Raw genomic sequence first — 22,634 nt, forward strand, 5'->3', positions numbered from 1 at the left:
CTGGAACAGGCCTATCGCCACGAGAAACGGAAGGACCGGGCGCACCGCGCGAAACAGCCGGGCCCGACCCGCCCCGCTAAGCACGAACAGCCCGCACAGCAGCGCCAGCACGGCGGCCGACACGGCCCAGTCGGCGATCAGGAACGACGCCATTCCGCACCCAACGACCAGCAGGAACTTCAGCCACAGCGGCGCCCGGTGGATCAGCGACGAACCCGGCGCATACGCCGCCAGGAGGAATCCGTGGCTGCTCACGCCTGCTCCAGCCGGGCCTGCTCCGGCACGGCCCGCTCCAGCCCGCCGCCCGCCAGCCCGTCGGCAAGCCCGCCGSCCGCMRGCCCSCCGGCCATTCCGCGGCCAGCTGCAGGCAGGCCCGCAGCACTCAGGGCACGGTAGTGCGCGACGGCGGCCGCCGGTTCGCCGTCGAACACCACCTTCCCGTCGTCCACCACCAGGACGCGGTCCATGTCCCGGGCGAGCTCAAGGTCGTGGGTGGACAGAATCACCTGCTGGCGGAGTCCGTCCAGCGTGCGTCGCAGGAGTTCGCGGTTGCGGAGATCCAGCAATGTGGACGGCTCGTCGAGGACCAGCACCTCAGGATCGACGGCCAGGACCGCGGCCAGCGCCAGGAGCTGGCGTTCGCCGCCGGAGAGTTCGTAGATGCTCTGGTCCGCCAGCGGCAGCAGGCCGAACCGTTCCAGGACTGACTCCGCGTGGGCCCGGCGCTCTGTGGCGTTGCGGAACGATCGCCGCAGGGACAATTCCACATCCTCGCGGCCGGTGGGCATGACGAGCTGGGACAGCGGATCCGTGAAGACAAAGCCCACGCGCCGCCGGACCTCCCGGACCGCGCGGACGGTATCGGCGCCGTCAACCCGCACCGTGCCCTCACTGGGTGCCACGAGCCCGTTCAGGAGCCGCAGGAGGGTTGACTTGCCCGAGCCGTTGGCCCCGATAACGCCGATCCGCCGTTCCGTAAGGTCCAGCGAAAGTTCCTGGAGCAGCGTCTTGGGTGCGGGGCGGCCGTCAACCGACACCCGCACCGTCACGCGGTCCAGGACGATGATGCTCACGGGCGGGTGTCAGCCGTCCGGACTCGGCGGAGCAGCAGATCCGGGAAGGCTTTGTGCAGGGCCAGGGCGATGCTGACGGCCAGGACGTTCTTGATGATGTCGCCGGGATAGAACGCAAGATCGGCAAGGAAGGCTTTGGAGAAGTCCAGCTTGGCGTTGACCATCATGCCCAGGATGCCCAGGCCGTGGATGAAGACGATGCTGCTCACCATGGCGGCCGCGAACAGGAGGATGGCGCGCAGTTTGCCGGTGCGGTTGGCGGTGCGGGCCAGCACGACGACGGCCAGCCAGCCTACCGCTGTGGCGGCCAGCAGGAACCCGATGATGTAGCCGGCGGAAGGGCCGGCGAGGACGCCCAGCCCGCTGCGGCCGCCGCTGAAGATCGGCAGGCCCGCGAAGCCCAGGAGCAGGTAGAGGCCGACGGCGGCGAAGGCGCGGGCCGGGCCGAGGGCCAGCCCCGTGAGCATGACGGCGAGGGTCTGCAGCGTGATGGGCACGCCGAGCCCGCCCACGGGAATGGCGGCGATCAGCGCCGAACCCGCCACAAGGGCGGCGAAGACGGCGATGAGCCCAAGGTCGGTGGCATTCCAGCGGCTCCGGCGGCGCGGGGTCCTGGCTGTGGCGGGATGGTCGGTTTGCGTCATGGAGTTCCTGTCGGATGCTGCTGCGGATATCGGACTTGTGATATCGACTGTACGGTCAGGGCGGGGCGGGTTTTTTGTAGGCGCCCCACTAACCGGCGGCCCGGAAGCTGGAGGGCGTCGCCAATGAACCGGCCAGCCGCCCGTATCCGCATCGCGCCGGCGGCTGGCCGCTGCCATATGGGCCCATGTCAGGGAGAAGAGGCCGTGCCGGTAGACTTGTACAGGCCGTGCTCTCGCACCGCCCTGCCCCGGCCCCGCCCAGACTCCACCCGTTGTGCCGCGGCGTTCCCTGTTGTGAAAGGCCTTAGCTGCATTGATTACCGTCCAGGATCTCGAACTGCGCGCCGGCGCCCGCCTCCTCATGGACCAGGTGAGCTTCCGGATCGACAAGGGAGACAAGATCGGCCTGGTCGGCCGTAACGGTGCAGGCAAGACAACGCTGACCCGGGTCCTCGCGGGCGAGGGCCTGCCCGCCGCGGGCAAGGTAACCCGCACCGGCGAAATCGGCTACCTGCCGCAGGATCCGCGCACGCCGGACATGGAGCAGCTCGCCCGGGACCGTATCCTGTCCGTCCGCGGTCTGGACATTGCCGTGGGCAAGCTCCGTCTGGCCCACGAAGAAATGGCCAGCGAGGACGCCGCGGTCCAGCGCAAGGCGATGAACCGCTATGACCGGCTGGAATCAGAGTTCCTGGCCGCCGGCGGCTATGCGGCCGAAGCCGAGGCGGCAGCAATCTGCTCGAACCTTGCCCTGCCGGACCGGCTGCTGAACCAGCCGCTCAAGACCCTGTCCGGCGGACAGCGGCGCCGTGTGGAGCTTGCGCGCATCCTGTACTCGGATGCCGAAACCATGCTCTTGGATGAGCCCACCAACCACCTCGACGCCGATTCCATCTCCTGGCTCCGTGAGTTCCTCAAGAACCACCAGGGCGGGCTGATTGTGATCAGCCACGACACCGAACTGCTCGAAGCGACTGTCAACAAGGTCTTCCTGCTGGATCCCAACCGCGCCCAGATCGACTTCTACAACATGGACTGGAAGCGCTACCTGACCCAGCGCGAAACGGACGAGCGCGCACGCAAGCGTGAGCGCGCCAACGCGGAGAAGAAGGCCCAGGTCCTCATCGACCAGGCCAACAAGATGCGCGCCAAGGCCACCAAGGCCGTCGCCGCGCAAAACATGGCCAAGCGTGCCGAGCGTCTGCTCGGCGGCCTCGAGGCCGTGCGCGCGACCGACCGCGTGGCAGCCCTGCGCTTCCCGGATCCGTCACCCTGCGGCAAGACCCCGCTCACCGCGGATGGCCTCAGCAAGTCCTACGGCTCGCTGGAGATCTTCACCGACGTCGACCTCGCGATCGACCGCGGCTCCAAGGTGGTCATCCTGGGCCTCAACGGCGCCGGCAAGACCACCTTGCTGCGCATGCTCGCCGGCGTCGACAAGCCGGACACCGGCGAAGTCGTTGCGGGCCACGGCCTGAAAGTGGGCTACTACGCCCAGGAGCACGAGACGCTCGACGTGGACCGCACGGTCCTGCAGAACATGCGCTCGTCCGCCCCGGACATGAACGACGCGGAGGTACGCAACATTCTGGGCTCGTTCCTGTTCTCCGGTGACGACGTCGACAAGCCCGCCGGTGTGCTTTCCGGCGGCGAGAAGACCCGACTGGCGCTGGCTACCATCGTGGCCTCAAGTGCGAACGTGCTGCTCCTCGACGAACCCACCAACAACCTCGACCCTGCCAGCCGCGCCGAGATCCTCGGGGCCCTGAGCAACTACACCGGCGCCGTCGTCCTCGTGAGCCACGATGAGGGCGCCGTCGAGGCGCTCAACCCGGAGCGCGTGGTCCTGCTGCCCGACGGCATCGAGGACCACTGGAACGAAGACTACCTGGACCTGATCACGCTGGCGTAGGGCGCGGGACCGCCGCATCAGGGGGCCGTTTTCAGCGCTCAGGACCGCCCACAGCTGCGAGTCACCTGGATCAGCGGACGGGCATCTCTTCTGCGCCCGTGATCCGCTGGAGGTCTTCGTAGCCGATCGAAAACATCGAGTTGTGGTCTCCGGCTCCAGCCCACAGCACACTGTGGACTGACAAGGATTCGTCCAACAGGGTCCGGATCTTCTCCGGGTGGCCTACCGGGGCTACGCCGCCCACTTCCTGGCCGGTGTGTTCGAGGACGAACTCGGGGGAGGCGCGGCGGATCTTGCCCGAGCCCAACTGTTCGGCGACCTTTTGGACGTCCACCTTGGCAGCGCCGCTGGCCAGGATCAGCAGTGGAGCGCCCCCAATGTCGAACACCAGGCTGTTGGTGATCGCCGCGACGTCGCAGCCGAGCGCCGCGGCCGCTGCGGCCGCCGTCGGGACTTTTGAATCGAACACTGTCACGGTGTCTTTGGCGCCCAGGGCGGTGAGGGCGCGTTTGACGTTAGCCACCGGTCCGGGGAAGGCATCAGGGCTCACCGCTCAGAACCCCTGGGCGTCGAGGATGGCGTCTTCCTCTTCTTCCGCCGTCGCGTTCCTGCGCTTGCGCGGAACGGGACGGCGCCGCACGGCCGGGCCGCTGGAGTGCAGGTACACGCCTTCGGCAGCCTCGGCTTCTGCGTCCTCCGCGTCAATCGCGGCGTTGCGGGCCTGCTGCCGGGCGGCGTAGCCGAACCCGACGAACATCAGCACGCCGAATGCGAACCACTGCAGCGAGTAGGACAGGTGCGTGCCTTCATCGGTGGACGGCTTGGGGAACGGGAACGGCATGTCCTGCACCGACGGCGACTCGGAGGCCAGCTGCCCGTAGGCGCCCGTGAGCAGCGGATAGCCCAGCTGCGCGGAATAGGCGGCGAGGTCGATCGAGGCCAGTTGGCCGTCAGGGGCGCCGCGCTGCAGCTCGGGCTCCGCCGGCTTGAGGCGGGCAACCACTGTTACCGGACCCTGCGGCGGCGCAGGCACGGAGTCGGGCCGGCCCGGGGTGTTGTTGCCGATGGGCAGCCAGCCGCGGTCAATCACCACGGTTTCGCCGGACTCGAGCTTGAACGGAACCACCACCTCGTAGCCGGGCTGGCCGTTGAGCGGGCGGTTGCGGACGATGCGCTGGCCGGCGACGTCGTAGCTGCCCCTGAGTTCCACCTGGGTCCACTCGCGCTCCGGGTTCAGCCGGCTGAACTGGTCCCGGACATCGGCGAAGGGCACGGCGTCGGCGGAATAGTTGGAGACCACCCGGTTGATCTCGGCCAGGGTTTCGGCGCGACGGTCCATCTGCCATCGGCCCAAGCCAACGCAGCCGGCGGCGAAGATCGCGGCCAGCAACAAGTACCCCAGCCACTTACTGGAGAAGAGAAAGCGGTACATTCAGCCGATCCTGCCTGACGGGTCGAGGGGGGCTGTCCCTGCGGAAAGGGGGGCTATTTCTGCGCCGAGGGCCACGGTCTCTTTCCACAGTCCGCGCGTCTGGAGGTAGTCTTCAAGCCAGGCGCGGTGCTCACCGCACGCCAGCCAGATCTTGCGCCGCTCCGGGGTGTGGATCTTAGGGTTGTTCCACAGCAGCTGCCATTCCGCCGCCGCGCGGCAGGCCTTCCGTGAGCAGACGGTGCCGGGGCCCGCGGCGGTGCCGCCACCGTGCCCGGCCAGGTCAAAGAGGTTCATGAAGCTGCCCGTCCGTGGTCGTCGTCGTCATCGTCATCGTTCTCATCATCGATCAGCTCGCCTTCCAGCAGCGTCCCCGAGCCGTCATCGCCGTCGGCCGGGTAAGCCTCGGCCGCGCCCGTGGGGGCCGGGGCGTCCAGCTCGGCGAGCGGAACGTAGTCCAGCAGGGAATCACTATGGATTTCCGCTTTGTCGCTGCCGTTGGCGATCACTACCGCAACCCAGGGCAGGAAGACGGCCCCAAGCACCGGGATGAGCTTGAACCAGCCATCCACGACAAAAATTAGGATCAGGCAGACCATGCGGATGCCCATTGCGACGGCGTACTTGATCATCCGTTCGCGCATCTCGTCTGAGTGCGCAGCGGCGGCGTCGGTGATGCTGTGCACCTCGGTACCGCCGGACTCGGCGTCCGGCCTCCCGGGCACATGCGCACCGGGTCGGTTTTTGAGTGTCACGGCTGTCAGATCACGCTCCCAAGGCTTACTTAGATTCTCTCACCATCGGGGGAGCCGCCCAAACGGATGCGAACCGGGCGCTAAGATCGGAGGCAGGAAAAATCCAGCCCCCAGCGCGGCCCTCCCTGCCGCAGAACCCGGAGCCCCATATGTCTGACACACCCACCACCGGCCGCAGCGTTCTGATCACCGGCGGAAACCGGGGGATCGGCTTGGCCATCGCCGAGTCTTTCCTGGCCAACGGCGACAAGGTAGCAGTGACTTTCCGCAGCGCCTCGTCGCTGCCCGAGGGCATCCTCGGCGTCAAGGCGGACGTCACCGACGAAGCTTCGGTCGACGCTGCGTTCGCGGAAGTCGAAGCCGCCCACGGTCCTGTGGAAGTACTCGTAGCCAACGCCGGCATCACCAAGGACACCCTCCTGATGCGCATGAGCGAAGACGACTTCACCTCGGTGATCGACACGAACCTCACGGGCGCCTTCCGGGTCATCAAGCGCGCCTCCAAGGGCATGATCCGGGCGCGCAAGGGCCGCGTGGTGCTCATTTCCTCCGTCTCCGGCCTATACGGCGCGCCGGGCCAGATCAACTACTCTGCCTCGAAGGCAGGCCTGGTGGGCATCGCCCGGTCGCTCACCCGCGAGCTCGGCGCGCGCGGGATCACCGCGAACGTGGTCGCGCCCGGCTTCATCAACACGGACATGACGGCCGAGCTGCCCGAAGCCACGCAGAAGGACTACCTGACCAAGGTTCCCGCCGGCCGCTTCGCCGAGGCCTCCGAGGTCGCCAACGTGGTTCGCTGGATCGCCAGCGACGAGGCGTCCTACATTTCGGGCGCGGTCATTCCGGTCGACGGCGGCCTCGGAATGGGCCACTAGCCCCGGCAACGCCGGACGCGGCGGACAGCGGCCGACGGCGGTATCCGACGTCGTCCGCTGTCTGCCGCGCCGGGCCTTTTTGCCCTTGGCACCGGAACGCCGGGAGCGTGTAATGGGCTCACAGCCCCCGACCATGCCACGGCAGGGGCGTGAGCGCAGGAGGAAAATCATGAGTGATCTCAGCAAGTGGACGCCCTCGGACATGCTGGAACCGGTCCGGCGCTTCCTTGACGGTGATCTGTCCATAGCGCCAGGGATCAAGATCGAACAGTTCCAAGAGGGCAGCACCCTGGTGGTTCGGGCGGAAGTGCCGGGGATCGACCCCGACCAGGACGTCGACGTCTCGGTCAGCGAGGGCATGCTTCATATCGCGGTGCAGCGGCAGGAAGCGTCCGAGCACAAAAGCAAGGCCGGCTACCGCTCGGAGTTCCGTTACGGCCGGTCCGCCCGCAGCATTGCGCTGCCCGCAGGGGCGAAGGAAGAAGATATCACCGCCACGTACAAGGACGGTGTCCTGGAAGTCCGCGCACCGGCTCCCGAGGTAGTGACGGGGGAAACTACCAAGAAGATCCGGATCGACCGCAGCTGACCAACCGCCAGCGCGCTCCGGCCATGACGCGTCGGAACTACACCGCCGGGGCTTCTTTGTTGATGCTGAACAACTGCAATGGTGCGATCCGCTGGCATGATGGATGGCAGACCCACAGTGTTTGGACGTTTGGAACAAAAGGAGCTCGTATGGGACTGCTGGATAACAAGACTGCGATCGTGACCGGTTCGTCGCGCGGAATCGGCGCCGACGTCGCCAAGATTCTGGCTGGCGAAGGCGCGGCCGTCGTCGTGAACTACCGCCAGAAGGCGCCGCGCGCCAACAAGGTTGTCGCGGAGATCGAAGCCGACGGCGGCCGTGCTGCGGCCGTCGGGGCGGACCTGACCACCCAGGAAGGCGTCCAGGCCCTGGCCAGCGCCGCCATGGAGAACTTCGGCTCGCTTGACCTCCTGGTCCTCAACGCCTCCGGCGGCATGGAGACCGGGATGGAAGAGGGCTACGCGCTGAAGCTGAACCGTGACGCCCAGGTGAACATGCTCAACGCCGCCGTGGCGCTCATGCCCGAAGGCTCGCGCGTGGTCTTCGTGACCAGCCACCAGGCCCACTTCATCGACACGGTGCCCACCATGCCCGACTACGAGCCCGTGGCCCGCAGCAAGCGTGCCGGCGAGGACGCACTCCGCGCGCTGGTTCCGGCATTGGCGGACAAGGGGATCTCGCTCGTGGTGGTCTCCGGCGACATGATCGAGGGCACCGTCACGGCCACCCTGCTCGACCGGTCCAACCCCGGCGCCATCGAGGCCCGCCGTGCCGAAGCTGGCAAGCTTTACTCAGTCAAGGAATTTGCCGCGGAGGTCGCCAAGATGGCCACCGCCGACGTCGAGACAGGCCACACCGAGTACGTCGGCGGCGCCGACTACTTCGACAAGACCGCAGACAAGAACTCCAGCTAGGCGCAGACCGCCGAGATGGCGCGTCGCGGCAGTGTTTACCTAAAACATTACCGCGACGTGCCATCTCGCGGTTAACGCATCAGACCCCCGCGATGTACCGCACGGCGTCGAGATAGGGGAGGTTGACGGCGGCGTCCGCGGCAGCACGTACGGCAGGCTTCGCGTTGAAGGCGATGCCGATCCCGGCGGCGCCCAGCATGTCGAGGTCGTTGGCGCCGTCTCCCACGGCAATGGTGTGTTCCATCGGGATGCCCTCGGCAGCGGCCCACTCGCGCAGGTACTTCTCCTTGGCCGCCCGGTCGATCACGTCGCCGAGCACCTTGCCGGTCAGCGCGCCGTCGACGATTTCGAGTTCATTGGCGATCCAGTAGTGCAGCCCGAGGTCCTCGGCGATCGGCCGCAGGATCTGGTTGAACCCGCCGGACACCACGGCCACGGCATGGCCGGCGGCCCGGAATGCCGCTACGAGCTCGGCGGCGCCCTCGGTCAGCCTGACCTCGGCGCGGACCGACTCGACGACGCTGGCCGGCAGTCCGGCGAGCACAGCCACCCGGGCGTGCAGGCTCTGGGCGAAGTCCAGCTCGCCGCGCATGGCCGCCTCGGTCACTGCCGTCACTTCCTCGCGCTTTCCGGCGTACGCGGCCAGGAGCTCGATCACTTCCTGCTGGATGAGGGTGGAGTCCACGTCCATGATCAGGAACTTCCGCGGCGCGCTGCGCAGTGCCGCGGGAACCAGCGCCGTGTCCACACCGTCGATGCCGGAGTCCGCCAGCGCACGGCGCGGCCCCTCCAGCCGGGCTCCCGAAACCGCGTCGGGGATGGGACTTTCGGCTTCCGGCGCGCCGTCCAGTTCGGCCTCCAGCGAGCAGTCCGCCGCATATACCTCGAAGCGCCCGTCGCCGGCGCGGGTTTCGGCACCGACGCTCAGCCCCGCGGCCGTCAGGAGCGAACGCAGCCGCTCGATCTCGGGAAGGGACAGTTTCAGGCCGTAGCTCACTGCGGTCACGTTCGAACTCATGGCCTCAATCCTAGCGAGCAGGCGTTGGACGGCCCGAATTCGTTGCGCCCGGGCCGGCGCCGCGTGACGCCCCACGGCAGCGCGCGGCGCCGGTTATCAGTCGTCCGCTTTTTTGTCCTAGTGTCTACTCCTATGAGTGATGTTCTTGAAATGGCCGGCGTCAGCGTTGTACGTGGGGCTAAGACGCTCCTGGACAAGGTGGACTGGCAGGTCAAGGAAGGCGAACGCTGGGTGATCCTCGGACCCAACGGCGCCGGCAAGACCACACTCCTCCAGCTGGCCGCGGCCCGGATCCACCCGACATCCGGAATGGCCGGCATCCTCGAGGAAGTCCTCGGCGCAGTCGACGTCTTCGAGCTCCGCCCCCGGATCGGCCTGTCCTCCGCTGCGCTGGCCAGCCAGATCCCCGAGCACGAGAAGGTCCTCAACGTGGTGGTCACCGCCGCCTACGGTGTGACCGGCCGCTGGCGCGAAGGCTATGAGAAGAACGACGAGCGGCGCGCCTTTGGCCTGCTGAACGAGTGGGGGATGGGCCCGCTGCTGAACCGCCCCTTCGCCTCGCTTTCCGAGGGGGAGCGCAAGCGCGTCCAGATCGCCCGTGCCCTCATGACCGATCCTGAGCTCCTGCTCCTGGACGAGCCGGCCGCCGGGCTCGACCTCGGCGGGCGCGAGGACCTGGTCCAGCGCCTGAGCGAACTCGCCCGCGACGACGCCGCCCCCGCGATCGTCCTCGTCACCCACCACCTCGAAGAAGTGCCGCCGGGATTCACGCACGCGATGCTCATGCGCGACGGCGGCGTGGTGGCCTCCGGTCCGCTGCCGGAGGTCCTCACTGCCGAAAACCTGAGCAAAACGTTCGGCCTGCCGCTGGATGTCACCGTCAACGCCGGCCGGTACACCGCGACCGCCAGCCACTGACGGGTCCACTGACCCCGCGTGGAGCTCCTCAATAGCGCCTTCATTTTCTTCGCCGGGCTGTGGGCGGGCACCATCAACAGCGTCGTCGGATCCGGCACCCTCGTCACGTTCCCGGTGCTGATCGCCCTGGGCTATGCCCCCGTCACTGCCTCCATCAGCAACGCCATGGGGCTCGTGGCCGGCAACGCCACCGGCGCCTGGGGCTACCGGAAGGAGCTCGAAGGCCGCGGCCGGCAGCTGCTCCGGCTTCTGCCGGCTTCGCTGCTGGGCGCCGTTACCGGCGCGTACCTGCTGCTCCACCTGCCCGAGACGGTCTTCTACTACGCCGCCCCTGTCCTGATCGTGCTGGCCCTGCTGATGGTCGTCTTCCAGCCGAGGCTGCAGCGGTGGGTGAAGAACCGCGAGGAAAACCCTGAGCACGCCATCCGGGACCGCCGCCACGGTGTCCTGCTTGTGGCGCTTGTGTACCTGGCCGGCGTCTATGGCGGCTACTTTGTCGCGGCGCAGGGCATCCTGCTGGTTGGCATCCTGGGCGTGTTCATGACGGGGACCATCCAGAACGCCAACGCGATGAAGAACTTCCTGGTCCTGGGCGTGAACGTGATCGCCGCTTGCTCCTACCTTTTGTTCGCCTTCGACCGGATCGACTGGGGCGTGGTCGGACTGATCGCCGTGAGCTCACTGATCGGCGGCGTGATCGGCTCCAAGGTGGGGCGCCGGCTCTCCCCGGCGGTCCTGCGCGGGGTCATCTTCGCCCTGGGCCTGGTGGCACTGGGGTTCATGATCGCCAACCTGTTCAAATAGCCCCCACGAATAGCCTCCGGAAATGACCTGCCCGTGACCATGTACTTTCTCGAATCCGCCGACGACCCGCGGGTTTCCGACTACACGCAGCTCACCGACGTGCACCTGCGCAAAGTCCGGGAACCGGCCGAGGGCCTCTACATCGCCGAGTCCTCCCGCGTCCTGCGCCGGGCGCTGGCCGCGGGGCACCGGCCGCGGTCCTTCTTCCTTGCCGAGAAATGGGCCGAGGACCTGGCGGATGTCTTTGAGCGGTACCCGGATGTCCCGGCGTATGTCGGCTCCGCGGCGCTGCTGGAGGAAATCACCGGTTTCCACCTGCACCGCGGCGCCATGGCCGCCATGCACCGGCCCGCCCCGGTGCCGCTGGCAGAACTGCTCGCCGGAGCCCGCCGGGTTGCCGTGCTGGAGGACATCGTCGACCACACAAACGTCGGCGCCATCTTCCGCTCGGCCGCGGCCCTGGGTGTGGACGCCGTCCTGGTCTCGCCACGGTGCGGTGATCCGCTCTACCGCCGCAGCGTGCGGGTCAGCATGGGCACCGTGTTCCAGGTGCCGTGGGCCCGGCTGGAGGACTGGGCGGAAGGCCTGACCTCGCTGCAGGAGCAAGGCTTCACCGTGGCCGCCATGGAGCTCACGGACGACGCGGTGGATCTCGACGTGCTCGCGGCCCGCCGCCCGGAGCGGCTGGCCCTGGTGCTGGGCACGGAAGGCGCGGGCATGAGCGCAGCGACCCTGGCCGCCGTCGACCTCGCCGTGAAGATCCCCATGCGCCCGGGCGTCGATTCGCTCAACGTCGCCGCTGCGTCGGCGGTAGCGTTCTGGGAGCTCCGTCCGAAGGACTCCCAATGATGCCGTCAACGGATTTTGGCGGTGCCGCTCTCGTTCTCCCGGCCACGCGGCCGGGAGAACTTGGGAGCTTTTAGTCCTTCTTGCCCGGGTATGGCCCCCAGTCCTGCTCGGGCAGTTCGGCAGCTGCGGCGGGGAGGCTGTCCAGGCCCTCGGACTGGCCCGGGTTCCCGTGGAAGAACACTCCGGCGTTGACCGCTTCGAAGCTGGCGTCCTGTCATCGTCGGGAAGACCCGGAGAAGTGGCCGGTTCGGAATGCCTCGCGGCTTCCGCCTGCTGGGGGAAGTGCGTCAGGTGGGGGTGCGCATGACCCCAGAAGGGTCATGCGCACCCGCGTGTGCCGGGAGCCGGCTCTGTGGTGTCAGTCGCGCCGGTCCTCCCGCCGGTCGCCGCGGTCGTCCTGGCGGTCGTCCCGCCGGTCCTCACGGCGGTCGCCGCGACGGTTTATCCCGTGGGCGACGACAACGGCCCCGCCAACGGCGGCGGCGGTCCTGCGCCTGCGTCGTGCTGCCAGTGGCATGTCAGGCTCCTTCCTTTGCTTCTTCCGATGACTGGGCTTCGGCGTCGGCCTCGAAGGCGGCGATGACGGCCTGGGTCGGGATCCGGCCGCTGGCCACGAGTTGGCCGCCGGCCTTGCGGATGGCCGCGCCGAAAGGGGCCGCCCACTGGTTTTCCCAGACCAGCACCGCGGCGGAGTGGCCGGGCTCGATCGTCTCGGCCAGGTCCATGACGTCCTGCTCAGAGAGCACCATGGCCAGGTCGGCCTCGGCCATGCGCACCTCGCCGAGCTCGCTCGGGTCGAGGTCGGAGATTTCGGCCGTCTCGAGCGTGCCATCGTCGGTTTTTCTCAGGAACACCATGTCGAGCACCCTGATGAGGTCGCGCTTTACCAGGTCCTCCAGGAACGGGGCGAGCTGACCCTTACCGAAGTCGGGACCGGGGAACTCCACGACGAGCCAGTCCACCGGCCCTAGTTCATCCAGTGTCTCAGCCATACTGATGACCTCCGTTTCTCAATCGGGTACAGGCAATCCGACGGATAGCCGCAGTTCCATCCTGTGCCCGGGTGGGTTGCGGCGCCTCACCCGCGCCGGGTGAGCTCACGCATCAGCCCCGGGCATGGCCTGGATGTGGGGTGTGCTGGGATTTCGCGTGACTGAGGCCAAGCACTGCTGCGCCGCGCTGACGTGCACCGATGGTGTTCGTCAGTGGTCCGGCTATCGGCTATGCTTGATAGCTGGCCGTCCGGTGATTTCCGCCAGCCATCCCATTCATACCTGGCAACTGGCAAAATCCAGTTGTGCGAACAAAGGTCCAATTATGAAGTCTAATACCCACCCGAAGTACGAAGCTGTTGTTTTCAACGACCTGGCTTCCGGCGTCAAGTTCCTGACCAAGTCCACCGTGTCTTCTTCGAAGACCATCGAGTGGGAAGACGGCAACACCTACCCGGTCATCGACGTCGAAATCTCCTCTGAGTCGCACCCGTTCTACACGGGCAAGCAGCGCATCATGGACTCCGCAGGCCGCGTCGAGCGCTTCAACGCTCGCTTCAAGGGCTTCGGCGGCAAGAAGTAAGCTTCTTCCCCAAGGTCTGATGGAAAGCCCGCACCGGCAACGGTGCGGGCTTTCTGCGTCTCTGCCGGTGTTCCGGTTTCRCGTTTTCGTGGTTTCGCAGTTTCCCGGATTCCCGGCTGCATGGGGCAGGATGGATGTCATGACATCCCATCCCGTGGGCACCGCTCCCAGCACTGACGAGAACGCCGGCCGTCACCACGGCGAGTACAAGGTCCCGGGTGGCAAACTCGTGGTGGCCGATTTCGACGTCGTGGACGGCGCACTGGCCCACGTCTCGGTGAGCGGGGACTTCTTCCTGGAACCCGACGAGGCGCTGCCGGAGATCAACCGGGCGATCACCGGGCTGCCCGTCGACACCAGCGCCGCCGACATCGCGGACGCCGTGACGGCGGCCCTGCCCGAAGGCACCGTGCTGTTCGGCTTCTCCGCCGACGCCGTCGCGGTCACCGTCCGCCGCGCCCTGGCGAAGGCGACGGGCTGGGCGGACCACCATTGGAACATCATCGCCCCGTCCGTCCTGCCCACCCACGTCAACGTCGCCCTGGACGAGGTCCTGACCGAGGAAGTCGGCGCCGGGCGGCGCAACCCCACCCTGCGGTTCTGGGACTGGGAGGAGCCGTCAGTGGTGATCGGCAGCTTCCAGTCCGTCCGTAATGAACTCCACCCCGAGGGGGTGGCCCGGCACGGCATCAGCGTGGTCCGGCGGATCAGCGGCGGGGGAGCGATGTTCATGGAGGCCGGGAACTGCATCACGTACTCGCTCTACCTGCCGCAGACCCTCGTGGACGGCATCAGCTTCGCGGACTCTTACCGTTTCTTGGACGCCTGGGTGATGGCGGCCCTGGAAAAGGTCGGCATCAGCGCCTTCTACGTGCCGCTCAACGACATCGCCACGGAGCACGGCAAGATCGGCGGGGCCGCGCAGAAGCGGCTCGCCAACGGAGGGATGCTCCACCACGTCACCATGAGCTACGACATCGACGCCGAGAAGATGGTGGAGGTGCTGCGGATCGGCAAGGAGAAACTGTCCGACAAGGGCACCAGGAGCGCCAAGAAACGCGTGGATCCGCTCCGCCGCCAGACCGGCATGGCCCGGGCCGAGATCGTCGCAGCCATGATGGACGTCTTCGCCGAACGCTACGACGCGACACCGTCGGTACTCACCGACGCCGAGCTTGAGGCCGCCCGCCGCCGCGTGGGGGCCAAGTTCGGCACCGCGGAGTGGCTGCACCGGGTTCCCTAAAGAACCCGCTCCTTAAACACCATCGATTGCTCCCCACCGGCCCCCTCGCCTCGCAAGCTCGGCCAGGGCACCCTGCCGGCGTGGGCCCAGCTGCGTTTTCAGCCGTCAAAAGGGCGGTTACGGAGCAGTCGATGGTGCTATGGCCGGTGCCGTCAGCGCCTGCGCCTTGAGGGAACGGTGCAGGTKGCTGCGCTGTTCGATGATGATCCGGCGCAGGGCGCGCGGCGCGTCGGGGTGGGCGGCCAGCCAGTGGTCGGTGCGGACAATCACGGCATGGGTCTCGGGCGTCCCGCCGTGCCCGTCGAGATCCTGACCTGCGGGATAGAGGCCGCGGACAATCCGGCTGGCGATCTCAATGCTCCGGTCCGCCCAGACCTGCTCGAGGGACTCGAAGTACGGGTCAATGAACCCGGCCAGCAGCGAGGCCGCGCCGGTATTGAACCCGGAAATGGTGGCGCTCAGGAGCTGGTTGGACAGCCCCGTGCCGTGGACGGCGGCCTCCCAGGCTGCCGCCTTGACGGACGCCTCGGGGCGGGCGGCCAGGGCCGTGGCGTGCCCGGACTTCCCTGCCGCCGTGTTGTCCCGGGCGAGCTCCTGGTCCAGCTGCTCCTGTGAGGCCTGGCCGTTGGCGGCCAAGCCATGCCAGAGATTCCAGCGCAGTTCGGCGTCAACAGCGAGACCGTCGATCACGGTGCTGGCGTCCAGGATGCCCCGGAGCAGGTCGAGCCGGCCGGCGTCGTAGCGGCTGGTCGCGGCGAGGGTTCTGGCCCAGGCCAGTTGCTGGTCGGAGCCCGGTGCCGCCGCCTGCAGCTGTTCCGCGGCGGTGGTCAGGAAGCCGCGGCGCGCGGCGTCCCGCTGGCCCCGGGGTACGTAGCGTTCGATCGCCGTCGAGGCGTTGCCCAGCACGTTGAGCAGGACCCCGATTCCCGGTTCGGCGGGGCCGAAGCGCTGGACGGCGTCGACGTAGAGGGCGGCCGGTGTAACGGCATCACGGGCCGAATCCCACAGCGCCGTCCAGCAGAGCGCCCGCGCCATGGGGTCCGTCAGCTTGTCCAGGGAGCCGCGCACAGTGGCCTCGGAGTGCCGGTCAAGCCGGACCTTGGCGTAGCTGAGGTCCTCGTCGTTGACCAGCAGCAGAGCGGGCCGGGGTTTGCCGGCCAGGTCGGTCACGTCGGTCCGGGCGCCGCTGACATCGGTCTCGACGCTGTCCGTGCGGACCAGTGCGCCGGCGTCGTCAAAGTCGTAGAGCCCGATCCGGAGCCGGTGCGGCCGGGGCTCCTGCCTGCCGGTGGCGGGATCAACGGCGTCCTGCAGGACGGCGACGGAACTGAGCGCGTCCCCGTGCTCGGTGATCTCGCTGGAGAGGGTTGAGATGCCGGAGGTCTGGAGCCATTGGCGGGCCCATTCGCCGAGGTCGCGTCCGGACGCCGCGCTCAGTGCCGCCAGCAGCTCGGCGAGGGTGGTGTTGCCGTAGGCGTGGTCCCGGAAGTACTGGCGGGACCCGGCAATGAAGGCCTCGAACCCGACGTAGGCCACGAGTTGCTTGAGCACCGAGGCGCCCTTGGCGTACGTGATGCCGTCGAAGTTCTGTTTCGCGGCCTCCAGGTCCGGGATGTCGGCAACGATGGGGTGCGTGGTGGGCAGCTGGTCCTGGACGTAGGCCCACGACTTGCGGTTGTTGGCAAAGTTCACCCAGGCCGTGTCCCAGTCCGTACTCCGGTCCACGCCGAGGGTGCCCATGTAGTCGGCGAAGGATTCCTTGAGCCACAAATCATCCCACCACTTCATGGTCACGAGATCGCCGAACCACATATGCGCCATCTCGTGCAGGAGCGTGTTGGCACGGGCCTGGTACTGCGAATCGGCGGCCCGGGAAGTGAAGACGTAGCTTTCGGTGAACGTCACCAGGCCGGGGTTTTCCATGGCGCCGAGGTTGTACTCGGGCACGAAGGCCTGTTCGTATTTGCCCCACGGGTAGGGGAAATCAAAGAGCTCGTTGAAGAAAGTCAGCCCGTTCTTGGTGAGGCGGAACAGGGCATCGGCGTCGAAGGACGCGGCCATGGAGGCGCGGCAGTAGAGCGCCAGCGGCACCTCCAGGACCGTGCCGTCGGCGAGTGTGCCGCTCCAGGCGTCCTCGGCCCTGAAGTACGGTCCGGCCAGGACAGTGGTGATGTAGGTGGACATCGCCTTGGTGGGGGCGAAGTCCCAGCGGCTCGTGGCGGGATCGGAAGTTAGTTGGGTGCGCAGCACCTCGGCGCCGTTGGAGGACACCTGCCACTCGGAGGGGGCCATGACGTGGAAGGTGAACTCGGCCTTCAGGTCGGGTTGCTCGAAGTTGGCGAACACGCGGCGGGCGTCGGCGGGTTCGTATTGCGTGTACAGGTAGCACTGGCCGTCGGCTGGGTCGACGAAGCGGTGCATGCCCTCACCGGAAGTGCTGTAGAGCGCTGTCCCGGTGATGGTGACCTGGTTCTCCGGCTGCAGGTTCTCGAGCCGGATCCGGGAACCGTCCACGACGTCGGCGACGGCGAGGCCCTTGCCGTTGAGGAAGACGCTGTGCACGCTGTCCGCGATGAAGTCCACGAAGGTCGATGCCCCGGGTTCGCTGGCCGAGAAGGAGATGACGCTGCGGCTTGTGTAGCCGGCGACGTTCGGGTCGGCTGCCTGCCGGACGTCGAGGGAGACGTCGTAGCTGTGCGTGGTAATGACGGCGGCACGGACCGCGGCCTCGTCGCGGCTCAAGTTCTGGTTTGACACCCAGCTATCTAATCACGGGAGCGTGTGCGCCGGATCACGCCGGCGGGAACATCAGGTACGCGGCCGCCAGGCCCAGCAGGGCGATCAGCAGCCAGGACGCCAGCGCGGCCAGCAGCGCGCGTGCGCCGGTGTGCACCAACTGCCCCACGCGGACGGCGGAGCCCAGCCCGAACAACGCCATGCCCAGCAGCGCGTCCTGGAGGGCGGCGGCCCCGTCCAGCACTGCGGGGGAGAGCCACCCGGTGGTGCGCAGGCCCGCCAGGGCCACGAATCCGATGACGAACAGCGGGATCACCGGCGGACGCGTGGCGCCGTCGTCGGCGGTGCCCAGCCGGTGGTGGAACCCCGCGGCGGCGATCATCGGGGCCAGCAGGATCACCCGGGTGAGTTTGACGACGACGGCGACCGCCAGCGCCGCGGCGCCTGCGGTCTGGGCGGTGGCGACCACCTGCCCGACGTCGTGCACCGAGGCGCCGGTCCACGCCCCGAAGAGCTCCGGGCCGAGTCCCAGCGGCCGCGCGAGCAACGGCAGCACCCCGATTGCCAGCGTTCCACACAGGGTCACGAGCGCCACGGGCAGCACGGTGTCCTCCTGCCGGATTCTGCGCACGGCGGCCATCGCCCCGATCGCGGACGCTCCGCAGATGGCGAAACCGGTGGCCACCAGCAGCGATACCCGGGGAGGAAGCCGGAAGAGCCTGCTGATCCCGTATGTGCCAGCGAAGGCAGCCAGCACCACGGCCGTCACGAGCAGCAGCGCAGCCCAGCCCAGGCCCAGCACATCGCCGAGGCTGACTTTCAGGCCCAGCACCACGATCCCGGCCCGCATCAGGTGTTTGCCGGCGAAGTCGAGCCCGGGACGCGCCGGCCCGGCGGTCCACCCCGCCACGCCGGGCAGGTTCGCGGCCAAGAGCCCGAGGAGCACGGCCAGGGTCATCGCCGGCAGCGCCGGAAGCAGCAGATGGACGGCGACGGCGACGGCAACGGCGGCCGCGGCGCCGATCAGGCCTGGCGCGGCCGCGGCAGCGGATCTCTTGGGGGGCACGCCCCTACATTGCCGTACCCGGCCGGAAAAGCCGTAACCGCGGCCATCCCGGCAAGCGGGCCCGCGCCTGAGGACCGCGCTCCGCGGGCCGCCGCGCGGGCCGCCGAAATGATTTCGTAACGAAAAAGTGGTTGGCTAGTGACCATGTCTGACCTATTCCAGGATTACTCCGAGGCCGCCGGCCGAACCGGCGCCTACGACGAGATGTTTGCCCCCGGCCAGCAGGCCCGGAAGTCCTACGGGCAGGTGGCCGTGGCCCTGCGTGAACTTTCGTTGGCTGACGTCAGCGCCCGTGCCGATTCCATGGCGCGGACCTTCCTGGACCGCGGCGTGACGTTCGACTTCGCAGGCGAAGAGCGGCCGTTCCCGCTGGACATCGTCCCCCGCGTGATCCCCGCCGATGAGTGGAGCGTCCTGGAACGCGGTGTGGCCCAGCGCGTCCGCGCCCTGGAAGCCTTCCTCAACGACGTCTACGACAAAATGACGGTGGTGTCCGACGGCGTCATCCCGCGCCAGCTCGTCACCACCAGCGCTCACTTCCACCGCCAGGTGCACGGCTTCGAGCCGGCCGGCGGCGTCCGCGTCCACATTTCCGGAATCGACGTCGTCCGCGACGCCGCGGGCACCTTCCGCGTCCTGGAGGACAACGTGCGCGTGCCCTCGGGCGTCAGCTACGTCCTCGAGAACCGCAGGGCCATGGCCAAGGGCCTGCCCGAGGCCTTCGGCCAGCAGCTCATCCGCCCGGTCGAGGAGTACCCCCGCCGGCTCCTGTCCGCCCTGCGGAAGACGGCGCCCTCCGGCGTCGACGATCCCACCGTGGTGGTCCTGACCCCCGGCGTGTTCAACAGCGCCTACTTTGAGCACACCCTGCTCGCCGGCCTCATGGGTGTCGAACTCGTCGAGGGCCGTGACCTCATCTGCCGCGGCAACCGGGTCTACATGCGCACCACGGCCGGCGAGCAGCGGGTGGACGTGATCTACAAACGGATCGACGACGAATTCCTGGACCCGCTGCAGTTCCGCGCCGACTCCATGCTTGGCTGCCCCGGCCTGGTCAACGCCGCCCGCGCCGGCGGCGTCACGATCGCCAACGCCGTGGGCAACGGCGTCGCCGATGACAAGCTGGTCTACAGCTATGTGCCCGACCTCATCCGCTACTACCTGAGCGAAGAGCCCCTGATCGCCAACGTGGACACGTTCCGGCTGGAAGAGAAAGAGGCCCGGGAGCACGTCCTGGACCGCCTCGACGAGCTCGTGGTCAAGCCCGTGGACGGCTCGGGCGGCAAGGGCCTGGTGATCGGCCCGGACGCCTCCAGGGACGAACTCGATGCCCTGCGCAAGCGGATCATCGCCGACCCCCGCGGCTGGATCGCCCAGCCGGTGCTGCAGCTGTCCACCGTGCCCACGCTCAGCGGCGACAAGTTCGGCCCCCGGCACGTGGACCTGCGCCCCTTCGCCGTCAACGACGGCGAGGACGTCTGGGTTCTCCCCGGCGGACTGACCCGCGTGGCGCTCAAGGAGGGCTCGCTGATCGTCAATTCCAGCCAGGGCGGCGGCTCCAAGGACACCTGGGTCCTGGCGGATTCCCCGCAGGTCCCCGTCGAAGTGATCCCGCGGCCCAGCATCGCAATCCGCGAGCGGGTTTCGGTCTGGCCGGTGGAGAGCAACTGGCGCGACAGCCAGAAAGAACAGCAGCAGCAGCAGATTTCTGACGCGCAGGAGGTACCCGCGAATGCTTAGCCGTATTGCCGAGTCACTTTTTTGGATCGGCCGCTACGTGGAACGGGCCGACGGCACGGCCCGGATCCTCGACGTCCACCTCGAGCGGCTCAACCATCTGCCCATGGAGGAACAGCGCAGCGTCGCGCAGGAACTCCTCGCCGTCATGGGGGCCCGTGCGCAGAATGAGGATTTCGGCCTGCCGGAACTGCTCAATGCCCTCGCCTACGACAAGCAGAGTGCCACGTCCATTGCCGGCTCCCTCGGCGCGGCCCGGGAAAACGCCCGCCGCGCCCGCGAGACCGTCTCCTCCGGGCTCTGGGAAAGCCTGAACACGACCTACTACGGGCTGAACCAGCACCGCAAGGACGTGGTGGGTACCTACCGCTTCTGCAACTGGGTCCTGGAACGCACGGCCATGGTCAGCGGCCTGGCCGACACCACCGTCAGCCACGATGAGAGCTGGCAGTTCCTGGTCCTGGGCCGGTCCCTGGAGCGGGCCGACATGACCGCGCGCATGCTGTCCACACGCGATGTCCTCTCGGCCGGCATGTCGTGGGTGAACATGCTCCGCTGCGCCGGCGCGTACGAATCCTTCCTGCGGACCCGCCGGGCGGCGTTCGGGGACCAGCACGCGGCCGAATTCCTGCTCCTGGACAGGCTGTTCCCGCGGTCCATCGTCTACGCCCTGCGGGACGCCGACGAGTGCCTGGCGAAACTGGACCCCTCGGCCCAGCGCGTCGGCTTCATTAACGACGCCCGCCGGATTGTCGGCCAGGCCCGCACTTTCCTGGAGTTCCACCGCACCGATGACCTCATGTCGGAGCTGCCGGAGCACATGGAGCGTGTGCAAAAAGCGGTTTCGCAGGCCTCGGACGCCATTTCCCGTAAGTACTTCAATCAGGCAGACGAACTGGCCTGGGTGGGAGAAGTTTCATGACCCGGCTGAACATCGTCCACAAGACGGCGTACAAGTACAACAAACGCGTCACGCTGTCCTACAACGAGGCCCGGATGACCCCGCTGACGGACCCGCAGCAGGTGGTCCTGGAGTCCTCCATGAAGGTGTCGCCCTCGCAGGCGGCCATGAGCAGCTACCGCGACTACTGGGGCACGCGCGTGACGGCTTTCGACATGCAGATGCCGCACGAGCACCTCGAAGTCCTGTCCACCACCACCGTTGAGGTGCACCGGGTCGAGAAGATCGCAGCCGAGGCCGACATCGTGGGATGGGACGTCCTGGCCGCACCGGAGACGCTCAACCAGTTCAGTGACTGGGTTCCCCAGTCCCAGCTGACGAATCCCGGCTCTGAAGTGCTCGCCATCATCCCCGGAGTTGTGGAGGGAAAAACGCCGCACGAGGCGGCCATGGCAGTCTTTGCCTGGATGCGCGGCGAAATGACCTATATGAAGGGCTCCACCGGCGTGACCACCAACGCCGAGCAAGCCTGGAACCAGCGGCAGGGCGTCTGCCAGGACCTGGCACACCTCGCCATCGGCTCCCTGCGCAGTTGCGGTATCCCGGCCCGCTATGTGTCCGGCTACCTTCACCCCCGCTCGACGGCGGATCTCGGCGAGACAGTTGCCGGCCAATCCCATGCGTGGCTCGAGTGGTGGGACGGCGAATGGCGGAGCTGGGACCCGACCAACCACAAGCCGGCGGGGGACTTCCACGTCACTGTCGCCCGGGGCCGCGACTACCGCGACGTGCCGCCGCTCAAGGGCATCCTGTCCGGCGGCGGGGGATCGGCCCTCACCGTCAGCGTGGAGATCACCCGCCTGGCCTAAACCGTTGCGCTATCAGATCGGGCTGCCCTGAGGCCCTCAAAGCAGCCCGATCTGATAGAGCATGCGGTGCTTTGGGGGAGTTATTCGAGGCCGGAGCGGGTGGAGTCGTCCAACGGCGTCCACCACGTCTGCGGCGGTACCACCTTGAAGCGCCGGCCTGTGACGGTGTCCGCCGTGATCCGGACGAAGTGTTCCTTTTGTCCGGCCTGCCACGGGAACAGCAGCAGGCCCACCGTGTCCATGACTTCCTGGGGGTTCTGCACCGGCGCGGCCTGGCCTTTGACGACAACGCTCCAGGCGACGCCGGTGTCCGCGTTCACGCCGTCCGCTTCCAACGCCACCGGAGTGTCTCCGGTGGCCGCCTGCAGCTTGGTGCCCTCGGCGGTCCGGAAGACCAGGGTACCGTGGTCCACTTTGTAGTTGATGGGGAAGATGTCGGGGTGATCGTCCACCCAGACCGCAAGCCTGCCGACCGAGACGCTGCGCAATAATTGCCAGCATTCGTGAGTGGCCAGGTTTTCGACGGTGTGGGCCTTGTCCTTTGACTCGTGACTGCCCGGGCTCGACTCAGTACTCATGCCGGCGAGCGTACGCTGCCGGGGCTGGGGACGGCTAGGGCATATGGTCCCAGACGTCGGTTAAAACTGTGAATTCTGAGGCATTCCTGAGTTCTTCGCGGTATTCTGGCATAGGGCCGTCAGCGTCGACACGGGCCGGAGCGAGTGGG

24 protein-coding genes and 1 pseudogene are annotated in these 22,634 nt (G+C 67.7%); 12 read left to right on the forward strand and 13 right to left on the reverse strand.

Translation table 11 applies throughout. The features are described from left to right. The 3 genes and pseudogenes from AC1D2F_RS11155 to AC1D2F_RS11165 all read right to left on the reverse strand — a co-directional run. Window positions 1-255, reverse strand: a pseudogene (locus AC1D2F_RS11155) (energy-coupling factor transporter transmembrane component T family protein); the annotation flags it as partial. After that, window positions 252-1,073, reverse strand: coding sequence for an energy-coupling factor ABC transporter ATP-binding protein (locus AC1D2F_RS11160; protein ID WP_476966731.1), 822 nt, complete (start codon window positions 1,071-1,073; stop codon window positions 252-254). The gene AC1D2F_RS11160 and the pseudogene AC1D2F_RS11155, both read right to left, overlap by 4 nt. Next, the gene (locus AC1D2F_RS11165) at window positions 1,070-1,717 is read right to left on the reverse strand and encodes a biotin transporter BioY (protein WP_476966732.1); all 648 of its coding nucleotides are present in this window, start codon (window positions 1,715-1,717) and stop codon (window positions 1,070-1,072) included. Before AC1D2F_RS11165 ends, AC1D2F_RS11160 begins: the two co-directional genes overlap by 4 nt. 313 nt (window positions 1,718-2,030) lie before the next feature. On the opposite strand from AC1D2F_RS11165, the gene AC1D2F_RS11170 reads away from it, so the two are divergent. Continuing rightward, window positions 2,031-3,629: an ABC-F family ATP-binding cassette domain-containing protein gene (locus AC1D2F_RS11170; RefSeq protein WP_476966733.1), complete on the forward strand. Its 1,599-nt coding sequence runs from the start codon at window positions 2,031-2,033 to the stop codon at window positions 3,627-3,629. A 70-nt stretch (window positions 3,630-3,699) separates the two neighbouring features. Here the strand turns inward: AC1D2F_RS11170 and AC1D2F_RS11175 are convergent, their stop codons facing one another. Genes AC1D2F_RS11175 through AC1D2F_RS11190 form a run of 4 tightly spaced genes read right to left on the reverse strand, consistent with a single transcriptional unit; the run spans window position 3,700 to window position 5,813 of the window. After that, on the reverse strand, window positions 3,700-4,179 hold the full coding sequence (locus AC1D2F_RS11175) for a YbaK/EbsC family protein (protein WP_476966734.1): 480 nt from the start codon (window positions 4,177-4,179) through the stop codon (window positions 3,700-3,702). A gap of 3 nt (window positions 4,180-4,182) precedes the next feature. After that, window positions 4,183-5,061, reverse strand: coding sequence for an SURF1 family cytochrome oxidase biogenesis protein (locus tag AC1D2F_RS11180; protein ID WP_476966735.1), 879 nt, complete (start codon window positions 5,059-5,061; stop codon window positions 4,183-4,185). After that, window positions 5,062-5,355 carry a hypothetical protein gene (locus AC1D2F_RS11185; protein ID WP_476966736.1) on the reverse strand — a complete coding sequence of 98 codons (294 nt, stop codon included), beginning with the start codon at window positions 5,353-5,355 and terminating at the stop codon, window positions 5,062-5,064. Beyond that, on the reverse strand, window positions 5,352-5,813 hold the full coding sequence (locus AC1D2F_RS11190) for a DUF3099 domain-containing protein (protein WP_476966737.1): 462 nt from the start codon (window positions 5,811-5,813) through the stop codon (window positions 5,352-5,354). Before AC1D2F_RS11190 ends, AC1D2F_RS11185 begins: the two co-directional genes overlap by 4 nt. A 149-nt stretch (window positions 5,814-5,962) precedes the next feature. Between AC1D2F_RS11190 and fabG the strand changes: the two genes are divergently transcribed. From fabG to AC1D2F_RS11205, 3 genes are all read left to right on the forward strand, one after another. Beyond that, window positions 5,963-6,688: a 3-oxoacyl-ACP reductase FabG gene (fabG, locus tag AC1D2F_RS11195; protein ID WP_229992609.1), complete on the forward strand. Its 726-nt coding sequence runs from the start codon at window positions 5,963-5,965 to the stop codon at window positions 6,686-6,688. 169 nt (window positions 6,689-6,857) lie between these two features. Next, the gene (locus AC1D2F_RS11200; RefSeq protein WP_229992608.1) at window positions 6,858-7,277 is read left to right on the forward strand and encodes an Hsp20/alpha crystallin family protein; all 420 of its coding nucleotides are present in this window, start codon (window positions 6,858-6,860) and stop codon (window positions 7,275-7,277) included. A gap of 149 nt (window positions 7,278-7,426) precedes the next feature. Then, on the forward strand, window positions 7,427-8,191 hold the full coding sequence (locus AC1D2F_RS11205) for an SDR family oxidoreductase (RefSeq protein ID WP_476966738.1): 765 nt from the start codon (window positions 7,427-7,429) through the stop codon (window positions 8,189-8,191). Window positions 8,192-8,270: 79 nt separating this feature from the next. Here the strand turns inward: AC1D2F_RS11205 and serB are convergent, their stop codons facing one another. Further along, entirely contained in the window at window positions 8,271-9,209 is a 939-nt protein-coding gene (serB, locus tag AC1D2F_RS11210; RefSeq protein WP_476966739.1) for a phosphoserine phosphatase SerB, read from the reverse strand. Window positions 9,210-9,341: 132 nt separating this feature from the next. Here serB and AC1D2F_RS11215 point away from each other — a divergent pair, with 132 nt between their 5' ends. Genes AC1D2F_RS11215 through AC1D2F_RS11225 form a run of 3 tightly spaced genes read left to right on the forward strand, consistent with a single transcriptional unit; the run spans window position 9,342 to window position 11,780 of the window. Continuing rightward, complete coding sequence (locus AC1D2F_RS11215) at window positions 9,342-10,127, forward strand: ABC transporter ATP-binding protein (protein ID WP_476966740.1); 786 nt, start codon at window positions 9,342-9,344, stop codon at window positions 10,125-10,127. Window positions 10,128-10,145: 18 nt separating this feature from the next. Then, on the forward strand, window positions 10,146-10,931 hold the full coding sequence (locus tag AC1D2F_RS11220) for a sulfite exporter TauE/SafE family protein (RefSeq protein ID WP_229992604.1): 786 nt from the start codon (window positions 10,146-10,148) through the stop codon (window positions 10,929-10,931). Between the two features lie 33 nt (window positions 10,932-10,964). Continuing rightward, window positions 10,965-11,780 (forward strand): TrmH family RNA methyltransferase, encoded by an 816-nt coding sequence (locus tag AC1D2F_RS11225; protein ID WP_229992603.1) that lies wholly within the window; start codon window positions 10,965-10,967, stop codon window positions 11,778-11,780. Between the two features lie 358 nt (window positions 11,781-12,138). Here the strand turns inward: AC1D2F_RS11225 and AC1D2F_RS11230 are convergent, their stop codons facing one another. Both AC1D2F_RS11230 and AC1D2F_RS11235 read right to left on the reverse strand, forming a co-directional pair. Continuing rightward, window positions 12,139-12,297 carry a hypothetical protein gene (locus AC1D2F_RS11230; RefSeq protein WP_229992602.1) on the reverse strand — a complete coding sequence of 53 codons (159 nt, stop codon included), beginning with the start codon at window positions 12,295-12,297 and terminating at the stop codon, window positions 12,139-12,141. A 1-nt stretch (window position 12,298) separates the two neighbouring features. Beyond that, window positions 12,299-12,772, reverse strand: coding sequence for a DUF6325 family protein (locus tag AC1D2F_RS11235; protein ID WP_229992601.1), 474 nt, complete (start codon window positions 12,770-12,772; stop codon window positions 12,299-12,301). Between the two features lie 325 nt (window positions 12,773-13,097). Here AC1D2F_RS11235 and AC1D2F_RS11240 point away from each other — a divergent pair, with 325 nt between their 5' ends. Both AC1D2F_RS11240 and AC1D2F_RS11245 read left to right on the forward strand, forming a co-directional pair. Next, window positions 13,098-13,355 (forward strand): type B 50S ribosomal protein L31, encoded by a 258-nt coding sequence (locus AC1D2F_RS11240; protein WP_018772953.1) that lies wholly within the window; start codon window positions 13,098-13,100, stop codon window positions 13,353-13,355. Window positions 13,356-13,494: 139 nt separating this feature from the next. After that, window positions 13,495-14,598 carry a lipoate--protein ligase family protein gene (locus AC1D2F_RS11245; protein WP_364743230.1) on the forward strand — a complete coding sequence of 368 codons (1,104 nt, stop codon included), beginning with the start codon at window positions 13,495-13,497 and terminating at the stop codon, window positions 14,596-14,598. A gap of 117 nt (window positions 14,599-14,715) precedes the next feature. Here the strand turns inward: AC1D2F_RS11245 and pepN are convergent, their stop codons facing one another. Both pepN and AC1D2F_RS11255 read right to left on the reverse strand, forming a co-directional pair. Beyond that, on the reverse strand, window positions 14,716-17,355 hold the full coding sequence (gene pepN / locus AC1D2F_RS11250) for an aminopeptidase N (RefSeq protein ID WP_476966741.1): 2,640 nt from the start codon (window positions 17,353-17,355) through the stop codon (window positions 14,716-14,718). Between the two features lie 34 nt (window positions 17,356-17,389). Beyond that, window positions 17,390-18,400, reverse strand: coding sequence for a YeiH family protein (locus AC1D2F_RS11255; protein WP_476966742.1), 1,011 nt, complete (start codon window positions 18,398-18,400; stop codon window positions 17,390-17,392). Window positions 18,401-18,544: 144 nt separating this feature from the next. On the opposite strand from AC1D2F_RS11255, the gene AC1D2F_RS11260 reads away from it, so the two are divergent. Genes AC1D2F_RS11260 through AC1D2F_RS11270 form a run of 3 tightly spaced genes read left to right on the forward strand, consistent with a single transcriptional unit; the run spans window position 18,545 to window position 21,907 of the window. After that, window positions 18,545-20,140, forward strand: a complete 1,596-nt coding sequence (locus tag AC1D2F_RS11260; RefSeq protein ID WP_364743222.1) for a circularly permuted type 2 ATP-grasp protein — start codon at window positions 18,545-18,547, stop codon at window positions 20,138-20,140. Beyond that, entirely contained in the window at window positions 20,133-21,059 is a 927-nt protein-coding gene (locus AC1D2F_RS11265; protein ID WP_090577845.1) for an alpha-E domain-containing protein, read from the forward strand. Before AC1D2F_RS11260 ends, AC1D2F_RS11265 begins: the two co-directional genes overlap by 8 nt. Then, window positions 21,056-21,907, forward strand: a complete 852-nt coding sequence (locus AC1D2F_RS11270) for a transglutaminase family protein (RefSeq protein WP_229992596.1) — start codon at window positions 21,056-21,058, stop codon at window positions 21,905-21,907. Before AC1D2F_RS11265 ends, AC1D2F_RS11270 begins: the two co-directional genes overlap by 4 nt. A gap of 80 nt (window positions 21,908-21,987) precedes the next feature. Here the strand turns inward: AC1D2F_RS11270 and AC1D2F_RS11275 are convergent, their stop codons facing one another. Beyond that, window positions 21,988-22,485 (reverse strand): pyridoxamine 5'-phosphate oxidase family protein, encoded by a 498-nt coding sequence (locus tag AC1D2F_RS11275; protein WP_229992595.1) that lies wholly within the window; start codon window positions 22,483-22,485, stop codon window positions 21,988-21,990. Between the last annotated feature and the right edge of the window lie 149 nt (window positions 22,486-22,634).

It is taken from the genome of Arthrobacter sp. P1_B3 (assembly GCF_056406615.1).